Origin of the sequence: Legionella dresdenensis (genome assembly GCF_042649825.1) — a bacterium.
Classification (GTDB): Bacteria; Pseudomonadota; Gammaproteobacteria; order Legionellales; family Legionellaceae; genus Legionella_C; species Legionella_C dresdenensis.
Map to the genome: position 1 here is coordinate 23,892 of NZ_JBHSAB010000012.1, position 11,435 is coordinate 35,326.

The following is an 11,435-nucleotide window of genomic DNA, read 5'->3' on the forward strand; positions in this document are numbered from 1 at the left end:
TTGGGCTTCACAGCCCAACACTCAACTTTTATTCGAGAGCCAATGTTTGATTTCTCAGCCGAATCTACTTATATCCTTTCTCAAATTCAATAAACTTCAGTTCCAACTGCCGCTGTAATCTGGCTTTTTCGCTGTCTTTAACAAACTGCTGACAGTTATCGCTGCTTAAATCTTCACAGGCCGCAACTCGTGTCGCTTTACGTGGATTAGTCCATAAATTCTGGCCAGGTAAAAAACTGTAAGTAAGCGCATTACGGCTGATTTGTTTTAAGGTGGGGTAGTCCACATCATGTTCCATTACCGCTTCAACATACTGACTGGTTAAATCAGTCCGCAGCACGCCTTCGTCGTCCGTTGATAATACGACTGGCACTTGATGGGCAAGATAATATTTCAAGGGGCATTTCAAGCCTTTAACTTTGAGGATTTTTTGATTACTCACCAGATTAACTTCCACTGGTATAGGTTTGGCCGCCATATAGCTGGTTAATTGTTCGGCATTATTTTCATAAGCAATGTCAACGCCATGACCAATACGGTCGGCATGGCCGGTGGTTATTGCATCCTGAATATGGAAACGCAAATTTTCCGGCATTACGTCGCCCATTGCTAGTTCGCCAGCATGCAAGGCGATGCGGACATTGGGATAAAGCTTGTGCATATAACCAAAAATTTTCATTTGCTCATGATAGTCGCGTAATGAAATAATACCATCTTCCGCCTGAACAAGATTCACGCCCACAATAGCTGGTGAGCGCTCTGCGGCTTCAAACGCATGCAAAGCTTGCGGAAAGACTTTTTCCAGCGGCTGTTCGCGTAAAACATGATACTGAAAACGCACGCTTAACTGGCAGACAGGTTGCCCGGGGTTTTTATCGCAACCAAGATAACGCAGGGTATCGGGCAATAATGCTTCGCTTTTTGCAACCGTATTGTCAATTTCAGCCATAAATTTCGGATCAGCCAGAAGTTGCTTTCTTAATGCGTCATAATCGGAAACATTGACTGGTTCAGTGGCTATTGCCGTTGATTTGGCATTATCCGGCATTACCATAATTTCCATATAAACTTCATTCTGATTGGCTGCCCGAGTCATAATTTCAGCCAATAACGGCACATGGTTATCTGCAACCACATACATAAATTTATAGAATGTTGCGAAAAAATGATCATGACCAGATTCTTTCCCGGGGATAAAATCCTTCATCGACCAGGCTTTGATTGTTTTTGCATATAACTCTGGCTGTTTGGTTAAATCGCTTGATTTGATTCCGGTGCAATCATGAGTTGGGCGCGTCATGGCCAAGGATTGCTTATTCAGACAATAATCCTCTTTGGCGGCAACCGAAAGCATGGTTTCCGGATAAGCGCCTCCCGCCAAGTGGTAATGTAATTCGCCGCCTTTAGGCATGTCCTTTAAAAAGGCATAAAGGGCATTAAGTTCAGATTTGACTTTGGCAAATTCAGTCAATACATCAGCATGACAAGGCATTTGTGTACCTGCCAGAAAAAGGCATAGACCCAGGTTAAATTTTCGCATCAGAATTATATGAGAGAAATGAAGCAATTATTATGCATAGCTAATTAAAAAAAGCAACTTATTATCAATTAATTAAGCGTTTAAAATGATCTAAAAGATAAAAAAATAATCAATTATGCGCCATAAACCACTGAAAAACGATTATACTAATAGTAAGAAATTGGAATGGAGAAAGAGAATGGCGATCGATAGTTCATTGGCTAATCATATGCTGATAGCCATGCCGTCGCTGACTGATCCAAATTTTGCACGCACGGTTATTTATGTCTGTGAACACCATGTGCAGGGTACTGTGGGCTTAATCATTAACAGGCCGATGGAATTTCCATTGGGTCTGGTTTTTGATCAAATGAATATTGTACCTAATCAAAGCGAAATTAAACTAAGGCCATTGTTGTTTGGCGGACCAGTTCAGCCAGAGCGTGGATTTGTAATTCATCGTCCCTATGGCGGATGGCGTTCAAGCCTGGCGCTTGACGAAAATGTCACAGTGACTACTTCAAATGATATTATCCGGGCAATTGCAGAAGACAATGGCCCAAAAGATGTGCTGGTTACTTTAGGGTATTCTGGTTGGACTGGTGATCAACTGGAACAGGAAGTGATGAATAATACTTGGCTAGTCTGCCCGTTTCGTCCGGAAATCATGTATGATGTGCCTTTTGAAAAGCGCTGGCAGTATGCGGGTTCTATTATTGGCGTAGATATGACTCGCTTAAGCTCTGCTGCTGGCCATGCCTAGTGAACATGGCGGGTCAACCGGCCCAACCTGCATGTCACGGTAATTTATACGTGGAGTGGTTCATGCCGAAAGGTGTATTTCTTGGTTTTGATTTTGGTTATAAGCGCATTGGGGTAGCAGTAGGACAGGCAATCACTTGCAATGCAAGCCCGTTAATCACGCTCGATGCAGTCCAGGGCGTTCCTGACTGGTCCCAGATCCTGCAATTAATCAGGCAATGGCAGCCGGAAGCGTTAATTGTCGGATTGCCAACCTGTATTAACGATAGTGAACTTTATACTACTGAAGCGGCAAAACAATTTGCCGGACAACTGGAGCAACGTTATTCATTGCCAGTTCATTTAGTCGATGAGCGGCTTTCAACGGTCGAGGCGCGTGCTATCTTGTTTGAGCGCGGCGGTTATCGTAAAATTAAAAACACCCCAATTGATAGTATTGCTGCCTGCATTATTCTTGAACAATGGCTGCAATATCCACAGTAGTTACAGCATAATGAATCATTTAATCGAAATCAGCCAATTAAGTCTTGCCCAGACTGAGCAATTGTTAGAGCGGGCGTTTTACTTCAAACACAACAAAGTAATTACAGGCTTGACTGACCATTGTATGGCGACGCTGTTTTATGAAGACAGTACCCGGACTCGAGTCAGTTTTGAGTTGGCAGCAAAAAGGCTGGCCATGCCGGTTATTAACATCGATTTGGCCAATTCATCGGAAAATAAAGGTGAAACGATAGAGGATACTCTGGCCACTCTGGCGGCAATGGGAATTGATTTATTCGTGATTCGCCATCGCCAGGATGGTATCCAGCAGCATTTGGTTCCTTCTGTCGGTGAGAATGGGCATATTATTAACGCGGGTGATGGCAAGCATGCCCATCCTAGCCAGGCTTTGCTTGATTTAATGACCATCCTGGAAAATAAGCCTGATTTACCCCGCCTCAAAATTGCGATTGTTGGTGATTTGCGGCATTCCAGGGTAGCCAATTCGCTGCAATGCCTGTTCAAACTGGTTGGCGTGAAAGAGTTGATGCTGGTAGCGCCCGAGATATGGCAGCCAGAAGTTGTTCATTATGGAACAGTAACCAACTCGTTGCAGCAAGGCCTTGCTGATGCTGACGTCGTGATTACCCTGAGGGTGCAGCGCGAGCGTTTGGTTGAGGGGGAGCACCTTGATTGGCAGGAATATCGCTCAAATTACGCGCTTACGGCAAGTTCTCTGGCTTACGCAAAGCCGGATGCGATTGTGATGCACCCAGGACCGATAAATCGCGGGGTTGAAATTGATAGTGATGTGGCTGATGGGAAGGCATCACGCATTCTGCAGCAGGTTAATAATGGCGTGTTTATGCGGATGGCGATTATTGAGGCGCTTTCTACATAATGTTTGTTGGGTCAAACGACCCAACCTACTTTGGCATCTGTAAAGTCTGCTTAAATGACAACGCCTGTTGTAAAGCCCGCAGCGGCACAATTTTTTCTCCCTGCATATCAGCAATAGTCCGAGCCACTTTCAGCAAACGATGATAAGCACGCGCTGATAATTTAAGCTTGCTCATGGCCTGATGTAAAAAATCCTGTTCTTTATCGCCCAACTCACAAACCTGCTCACATTCTTTGGGACCCAGGGTTGAATTCAGGCAATCCTGCCGAGCAAGCTGCAATTGGCGATGCTCTGCAATGACTAACCGTAGCTTGCCGCTTTCCCGTCCGGTAGAATAATTCGGTTTAATCAGCTCCTCCTGTGGCAGGGCCTGTACCTGAATGTGCATGTCGATTCTGTCCAAAAGCGGGGCGGATAATTTGGCGAGATAGCGGCTGATACGATCGGGTGTACACAGACAATTGGCATTGGGATTTCCCCATTGACCGCACGGGCATGGATTCATGGCGGCTAATAACTGAAACCGTGCCGGAAACTCGGTTTGCGAGGCTGCGCGGGAAATGCAGATATTGCCTGATTCCAGTGGTTCGCGCAGTGTCTCTAGCACATGCTTGCTGAATTCCGGAAGTTCATCAAGAAATAATACGCCATTATGCGCCAGTGAGATTTCGCCGGGTTTAGGGGGATTACCTCCACCGACCAACGCAATTGGCGAGGCCGTATGGTGGGGCGCACGAAAGGGCGGCGTGCGCCATTCCTGATAATCCGGCCGTCGTCCTCGTATCGAGTTGATCGCTGCACATTCTAACGCTTCTGTTTCAGATAACTCAGGCAATAACGTACTAAACCGTTTGGCCAGCATGGTTTTCCCGCTGCCTGGCGGGCCGCTTAGCAGAATGCTGTGCCCACCGGTAGCTGCGATAAGCATTGCCTGCTTGGCATGCTGTTGGCCTTTGATATCCGACCAGTCAATTTTAGCATCAGTACTGCTCAGTACAGGCCTTGGCGGCAGTACTTGTAGCGGCGTGCCGTTACTCAAGTAATTACATACCTCGATCAGACTGCGTGCACTCAGGACAGTGGTATGGCCGGTAATGGCTGCTTCTTCGGCATTGGCTTCGGCGATAATTAATTTCCGCTCGTCACGATGGGCTGCCAAAACAGCTGGGATGATGGCGTTAATGCCGCGTAGTTCGCCGCTAAGCGCCAGTTCACCAATAAATTCATGGTCAGTCAGTTTGTCGGGGCAAATCTGGCCTGAGGCCGCCAGAATGCCAATGGCAATTGGTAAATCAAACCCGCTGCCGGTTTTGGGTAAATCAGCAGGAGCGAGATTAACGGTGATCCTACGGCAGGGAAATTCAAAATTACTGTTGGCAATGGCGCTTCGTACTCTGTCTTTACTCTCTTTGATAGCGGTTTCAGCGAGGCCGACTATGGCAAAGCTGGGCAGGCCGTTAGCCAAATGGACTTCAACGGAGACTGGTTGGGCATGAATACCCAATATGCTCCGCGTCTTACTAAGCGCGAGGTTCATTATCTTTCCTTGGGTTGGTCTTGTTATTATTATTTATTCAGGAAAATTAATTAATTTTCTTTATGTTCTTCGTTTGCTGCTCTGGTTTGTAATAAGGCATCAACTTGAGTCTGTAAACTTTCAAGCTTTTCGCGGGTTCTTGCCAATACTTTGGTTTGGATGTCAAATTCCTCACGGGTGATCAAATCAAGACGTGCGAATGCTGTTTGCAGTACTTCACGAAATTTTTGTTGAATATCTTTTTCAAAACTTTGTAAACTTGACGGCAAGGCGGCAAAGAGTTTTTTTGCTATATCATCAAACTGTTTTGGATCAAACATAGTGGTATATTCCTGTATTGTGTTAGCCACAGTCTAGCAAAATTTACTGCTTCTCGTCATGTACTTCAACCCGGGAATTTAAAAATATGAAAATGCTGACCGCAATTATAAAACCATTCAAACTGGACGATGTTCATGAAGCGCTGATGGAGATAGGCGCTCCAGGCATTACCATTTCTGAAACCCGGGGCTTTGGCCGCCAGAAAGGCCATACCGAATTGTATCGTGGGGCGGAATATGTGGTGGATTTTCTCCCCAAGATTAAAATTGAACTGGCTTTGCCGGATGACATGGTCGAAACCGCCATTGATGCCATTTGTAAAGCGGCTTATACCGGTAAAATCGGCGATGGCAAAATCTTTGTGTATGACCTGGAGCAGGTTGTCCGAGTGCGTACGGGCGAAGTAGGCGAAGACGCCATAGGTTAGCTACTGCAACACCTCTCGCCTGCAATTTCAGCGCGGGTAAGCCCTTTCGTTTAAAGGCTTTTTGCAAACACGCATGAAGTCATCCTGACGCTCCCAGATGCCATCCCTGGCATCTGAGGGTTTGCAAAAAGCCTTTAAACGAAAGGACTTACTGCAAAGATTGGAAATTAGTCTTAAAAACCTGTAGAGAAGAAAGCAATCGGCACATAAGCACTACGAAGCATATTAGTTGCTTAAGGCATTAATAAACTGCCATTCCTCCTCACTTACCGGTAAAACCGATAACCGATTGCCTTTGCGCAATAGGGGCATCTTTTCAAGTTCCGGATACTGTTTTAGCTGATCCAGTGGGATTATCTGATGAAATTTTTTCTTAAAACGCACATCAACCATAAACCAGCGTGGATTTTCCGGTGTGCTTTTAGGATCTGGGTGCTCGCTTTCGGGATCAAAGGCGGTGTAATCCGGATACGCGGTACTCGCTACTTCGGCAAGCCCTGCGATGCCTGGCGGATTGCAATTGGAATGGTAAAAAAACACTTGGTCGCCTGGCTTCATATCATTACGCATAAAATTGCGTGCCTGATAATTTCTGACGCCATCCCAGGGCGAGGTCTGATTCGGCGAGTTTTTAAGATCATCTATGCTGAAACAGGATGGTTCAGATTTCATTAACCAATACTTAGTCATTATCACTCCAGTAAACAGTTTTTTCGGTCACGATCAGAGTCAGGGGAATATCCCAGCTTTCAGCCTGCAAGTAATCCTGACGCTGAAATTCATACGCAACCCCTATTAGCAAAGGCGGTCTTTCGCTGGCTAGCGTACGGTCGTAATAACCGCCGCCCATTCCCAGACGTGTACCATATTCATCAAACGCAACCAGCGGCAGAAAAATAATATCAAGCTTACCTGGTGAAACAGCCTGGCTGTCATCTACATCCGGTTCTGGAATCTGATAGTGGTTTTCTTTAAAAGCTGTGGTCGGAGCTGCTGGTAGAAAACGGAGGGTTTGGTCGGCATTAACCGCAGGAAAATAGCAGTTTTTTCCTTGTTTAGCAGCAGTTTGCCATAAATCAGACAAATCAATTTCCCCACGGCAGGCGCTATAAAGCGCAATATGTCTGGCATAGCGATAAGGCTCAAGTGAAGCTATCCGGGCGCAAATACGCCTGGATGCGTTATGCTGGTACTGTAAAGTCAGTTTCTCGCGCACAGCACGAATCGATTGGCGTAATGCTGTTTTGAATGGGTCTGTCATAGCGGTACAGGTTATTATTTTAACTGATTATCAGATGGATACATGAAATTGGCAAGTGTAAGCCTGAAGCCGCAAAACCTGACTGTGCCCTAAAAAAAATTACAAATGATCTAGCCATTGCATAAAAAATAAGGTATATACCCTCCTTCTGCGAAGAAGCAATTTTAGACCTTTATTCTTTGATGGATGCAATCTCCATTATTTTGTTCGTTAAACTGATGAGAGAGTATAATGAGTGATTTGTTTGATGAAGACGACGATTTGGTTGAAGAATCCTTTGAGGATGAAAATGACGTTGAATTAGACAAGGAAGAAAGTAGTTTAATGGATGCGCGCCGACGCCTGGAGCAGATGCTGGAAGAGAAACGCCTGCGTGATGAGCTCGATGATTTTGTAGATTACTAATTTGTCTATTAAGGTTATCTACCAAAATGACAACCAGCTGACCCTGGCAGGAACAGATCGTATTTTCCTTGGAGAAGGGCTTTTTGAAACCATACGTGTCAGCTCTGGGCAACCGGTTTGTGCTGAATTGCATTGGCAGCGCATGAAAGTGGCAGCACATAAATTGTCTATCAGCTTTGAATGCTCCCGTGAGCAATGGCATGCCAGCCTGCTTCAGGCTGGTAAGCTGGCTAATCTGCGCGATGGCGGCATTAAAGTGGTTCTGTGTCCTGGCGAAGCTGAGCGCGGCCTGGCTTCGGTTGGCCAGAATCCAGGCTTGATTATCCAGGCATTCCAATATTCGATAGAGCGTTCGCCTCTTAAATTGATTATTGCCCCTTGGCGGCGCGACAGTAATAATCCCGTTTATTCAGTAAAATCAATTAATTACCTCGAGGCAATTACCGCCTGCCGTCAGGCGCGTGCAGCCGGTAGTGATGATGCCCTGTTTTTAAATTTCAACAATGAGATACTGGAAACCACTGTTGCGAATTTATTTCTAATTAAAAACAATCAATTAGTTACGCCAGCAATTTCAAATGGTATTTTAGCCGGTATAACTCGCCAGCGTATTCTGGAATTAGCCAGAAAAAACGGAATCGAATGTGTTGAAAGAGCGATTCCGATTAATGAGCTATATCAAGCTGACTCCCTCTTTACCTCTAATGCCTTGCAGGGTGTCCGTCCGGTTCGGAGTGTGGAGAATGTTAATTTTGATAGCAGCCATTTGTTGATTAACCGGCTAAATGACTGGTTAGGATTCTAGGGCATGTTTTTAACGTTTTTCTGGAAGCGAAAAAAGCAGGAAAATGAGGCTGAATTTTTGGTCGATTGAGGCGAATAGCCGGCTCTATTTAACGAAATCGAGCATAAATTCAGACCATTTTATTGCTTTTGGAGCCCAGAAATAACTTTAAAAACACGCCCTGGTCTTCATCAAAGGAGTGTTGGGCTGTGAAGCCCAACACTCTTTCACTACATTGCAAAATCGTAACTCCCCACGTCATCCCGAGCGCAGCGAGGGATCTCCCTGCAGTGGCACATACTAAAACATTGAAAAAAACACTTGAAAAATTATGCGGTTATGATCAAATAGCGGGATGAAAGACTACGAACAAATTATCACAACGCTTTTGGCAAGGATTGCTGAACTGGAAAAGCTCGTACAACAGCAAGCTGGACGAATAGTCGTGGCTAGTGAGCGAGAAAAGTAAATCAAAGGCTGGTCACGAAAAAAGAAGCAGGATCTGATTAATTCATTAAATCCTGAGTGGGACGATTTATATCCCGTTATGTTATAGATTGTGCCACTGCAGGGAGATCCCTCGCTGCGCTCGGGATGACGTGGGGAGTTACGCAAAATCTTGATTACGCTGCATTGCCTCTGGGCTATGTTGAATGGTTCCGGCATCTTCCGCCATCAAGCTATAACGTGATCTGCCTGGACTTGGCTCTGCTGCTGTTACTTGCTTTGAAAGTGCAAATTCAATCAGACTGCGGAAAATAGCTGATAAGGTATGGGTTAAATAGTGTTCATGCAGCTCCATATTCAATATGCTTTGCAGCTCCAACAAATCCTTCGAGGCCAGTTTTGGTAATGATAAGCATTGGCGAAAATCTGTTAATGCACAGCTAATGGCTTGATTTTCAGCTGCTGCATCCAGAGATTGAAATGCGTTTTTTGCTAAATCGATATTAGCTTTGATATTAGCAATCAATATGGCAGCGGTTGAGGTTTCCTCTGGTTTGGTCTGGGGTATGTCCTTTTCATCATCATAAAATTTCAGTTCTACCAGAATATGGTTTAATTTTTTCATAACCGCAGAGGGTAAAATTTTAGCCAGACGACTGACAAGCCAATATTGCTGATCCCGGGAGAAATGATCCACGATACTTCGGATGCCGCGTGCGACCCGATAAAGCATCTCGGGGTTACGATAAGCAGAATAATTTAGTGAAAGTTCCATATAAAACTGTTCAACCTGGCGCATTTCTACAGGAATGTTGGATGAGTAACTGGTGGTTGACATCAGCTTGACCTGGTTAGACAACTCCATACTTTTTTGATTTTCTCCCATAAGAAAATATTGGCCTTTCCGCTCCAGAATATTCTCCGAAATGAATTGGACAAGCTGATTAGCCAGGCCATTATCCTGCCATAATAACATTTCCTTACCGGATGGTCCGGTACCGGTCTTTTGGAATGCGTTGTTTTGCCAGGAAAAATAATCGGTGAATAATCTCTCACAGAGTTTTCGGGCAAATAACACCAGTAGAGGATTATCCTGGCTTTTAAAACGGTGCTTTTGATACAGTTTTTTTAATAGCTCCATGTAGTTGTCTTCGGTGCCTGAAGAGCTTAAAATTTCTTTGGATTGACTTCTTGCATGCTCGTCTGCACTTTCTTCATTGAATAGCTGTTCTTTAATGTGATGAATAATATGCTTACAGAATGGATTATCTAACGGTATATCAGTAGTGTTATTGGCAACCAATGCATTCAGAAAGCCAATGAAACCTTGTTGCTGGTTATGTCTGTTACCTGCTTTGTGATTTGCAGGCACTTCAGGGCGATGGACGCTTAATAGCAGGAGCAGGCTGATATTATTATGAATGCGTTGGTGGATTGTTGGTTGCTTATCGATAAATGTTTTCATCAGTTCATCGCTGATTTTATCAATAATTAAATACTGATTCAGTTTCGGGATGTCATGATGCAAATGGCGTTCATAATAATTGAAAAAATAATGTAATGAATGGATAGGGTACTGTTTAAATACTTCATCAAGCAGGCATTTATATGCTTTGGGATCAAGTGCAGGCGTGACATTATGATCTGGTTTTGCATATTTTTTCAGCAAGGTAATGCGTTCAAGTAATAAATCAATTTCCTTACGGTCAGCGGTATATTTTGATAAGCGGGTCTTGATATCACTAACTATTTCATCAACAGATGCATGTTGAAACTGACTGTCTGTAAGTGATATCTGATTATTTTCAATAGTGTTTAATGTTTCCAGATTAATCGATTTAATGTAAATTTGGGGTTCTTCTGTTAATGCTTCCCGTAAACGGGAACCAGTACCGGAACGTTTTATAAGGCCAAAGCTTAAAGAGGCAACAATATCCCAGAACAGGTCAAAGCTTGCGGTCCAGAACAAGCCTTGATCATGATGATCAGACAATAAAGTGTCCCGCAACTGATTAAAGTTTCTAAGACGGGCAATTGGATTACCGCCCTCTTGCAGAGTAGATAGGAGTTTTTGTTTTAAATCTTTTCTATCTGTTTTAATTTGCGATAATTTGGCTATCCAGGCTGCGATTATTGTTTCTTCACGGTTAGTCAGGGGCATATAGCACCATAATTCAGCAGTTTTTTTAATGATATCGCAGGTAATTCAGAAAAAATGTTAAGTTTTTGTAAGATTTTGCATCAATTATGTTGCGGTGCAGAGAGCAGTAGTAATGAAAAATCAAAAACTGTTTGACAAGGTGTCGTAATTACTAATACAGTATTTTTAAGTAGGCAGGGCCTAAACAAAGAGAAATTTCTTTGTACAGGACAAATATTGTATTAATGTAGGTTGGGTCGTTTTGACCCAACAAGATTTTTTATCAAGCACTCCAAATCTGAAAAGTGATTGGAGATTAATAATGTTGGGTCGAAACGACCCAACCTACAGAAATTGTCCTGTGCAAAGGAAGAAATCTCTTTGTGCCGGACAAAAAATGGAAGCAGTGAGTTTTTTTAAGGAATAACTCGCTGAAACATAACGTTTT

General features: G+C 43.9%; 12 protein-coding genes. 6 read left to right on the forward strand and 6 right to left on the reverse strand.

Annotation, left to right across the window (positions count from 1 at the left end; all coding sequences use genetic code 11):
- Positions 1 to 64 precede the first annotated feature (64 nt).
- Positions 65 to 1,540 (reverse strand): adenosine deaminase family protein, encoded by a 1,476-nt coding sequence (locus tag ACFORL_RS06720; RefSeq protein ID WP_382342355.1) that lies wholly within the window; start codon positions 1,538 to 1,540, stop codon positions 65 to 67.
- Between the two features lie 178 nt (positions 1,541 to 1,718).
- Between ACFORL_RS06720 and ACFORL_RS06725 the strand changes: the two genes are divergently transcribed.
- The 3 genes from ACFORL_RS06725 to ACFORL_RS06735 all read left to right on the forward strand — a co-directional run bounded on the left by ACFORL_RS06725 (position 1,719) and on the right by ACFORL_RS06735 (position 3,665).
- Positions 1,719 to 2,282 (forward strand): YqgE/AlgH family protein, encoded by a 564-nt coding sequence (locus ACFORL_RS06725; protein WP_382342357.1) that lies wholly within the window; start codon positions 1,719 to 1,721, stop codon positions 2,280 to 2,282.
- A gap of 62 nt (positions 2,283 to 2,344) precedes the next feature.
- Positions 2,345 to 2,764 carry a Holliday junction resolvase RuvX gene (ruvX, locus tag ACFORL_RS06730; protein ID WP_382342359.1) on the forward strand — a complete coding sequence of 140 codons (420 nt, stop codon included), beginning with the start codon at positions 2,345 to 2,347 and terminating at the stop codon, positions 2,762 to 2,764.
- A gap of 10 nt (positions 2,765 to 2,774) precedes the next feature.
- A complete protein-coding gene (locus ACFORL_RS06735; protein WP_382342361.1) occupies positions 2,775 to 3,665 on the forward strand; it encodes an aspartate carbamoyltransferase catalytic subunit in 891 nt (296 codons plus the stop codon).
- A 25-nt stretch (positions 3,666 to 3,690) separates the two neighbouring features.
- Here ACFORL_RS06735 and ACFORL_RS06740 read toward each other — a convergent pair whose 3' ends face one another.
- Positions 3,691 to 5,202, reverse strand: coding sequence for a YifB family Mg chelatase-like AAA ATPase (locus ACFORL_RS06740; protein ID WP_382342363.1), 1,512 nt, complete (start codon positions 5,200 to 5,202; stop codon positions 3,691 to 3,693).
- Between the two features lie 50 nt (positions 5,203 to 5,252).
- Positions 5,253 to 5,522, reverse strand: a complete 270-nt coding sequence (gene ubiK, locus ACFORL_RS06745) for a ubiquinone biosynthesis accessory factor UbiK (protein WP_382342365.1) — start codon at positions 5,520 to 5,522, stop codon at positions 5,253 to 5,255.
- Positions 5,523 to 5,608: 86 nt separating this feature from the next.
- On the opposite strand from ubiK, the gene ACFORL_RS06750 reads away from it, so the two are divergent.
- Positions 5,609 to 5,950: a P-II family nitrogen regulator gene (locus ACFORL_RS06750; protein ID WP_382342367.1), complete on the forward strand. Its 342-nt coding sequence runs from the start codon at positions 5,609 to 5,611 to the stop codon at positions 5,948 to 5,950.
- Positions 5,951 to 6,175: 225 nt separating this feature from the next.
- Here the strand turns inward: ACFORL_RS06750 and ACFORL_RS06755 are convergent, their stop codons facing one another.
- Positions 6,176 to 6,640, reverse strand: a complete 465-nt coding sequence (locus tag ACFORL_RS06755; RefSeq protein ID WP_382342369.1) for an EVE domain-containing protein — start codon at positions 6,638 to 6,640, stop codon at positions 6,176 to 6,178.
- A complete protein-coding gene (locus ACFORL_RS06760) occupies positions 6,633 to 7,211 on the reverse strand; it encodes a 5-formyltetrahydrofolate cyclo-ligase (RefSeq protein ID WP_382342372.1) in 579 nt (192 codons plus the stop codon). Before ACFORL_RS06760 ends, ACFORL_RS06755 begins: the two co-directional genes overlap by 8 nt.
- Positions 7,212 to 7,442: 231 nt before the next feature.
- Here ACFORL_RS06760 and ACFORL_RS06765 point away from each other — a divergent pair, with 231 nt between their 5' ends.
- Both ACFORL_RS06765 and ACFORL_RS06770 read left to right on the forward strand, forming a co-directional pair.
- Complete coding sequence (locus ACFORL_RS06765) at positions 7,443 to 7,616, forward strand: PA3496 family putative envelope integrity protein (RefSeq protein WP_382342374.1); 174 nt, start codon at positions 7,443 to 7,445, stop codon at positions 7,614 to 7,616.
- Position 7,617: 1 nt separating this feature from the next.
- Entirely contained in the window at positions 7,618 to 8,421 is an 804-nt protein-coding gene (locus ACFORL_RS06770) for an aminotransferase class IV (protein ID WP_382342376.1), read from the forward strand.
- 586 nt (positions 8,422 to 9,007) lie between these two features.
- Here ACFORL_RS06770 and ACFORL_RS06775 read toward each other — a convergent pair.
- A complete protein-coding gene (locus ACFORL_RS06775; RefSeq protein ID WP_382342377.1) occupies positions 9,008 to 11,008 on the reverse strand; it encodes a hypothetical protein in 2,001 nt (666 codons plus the stop codon).
- Between the last annotated feature and the right edge of the window lie 427 nt (positions 11,009 to 11,435).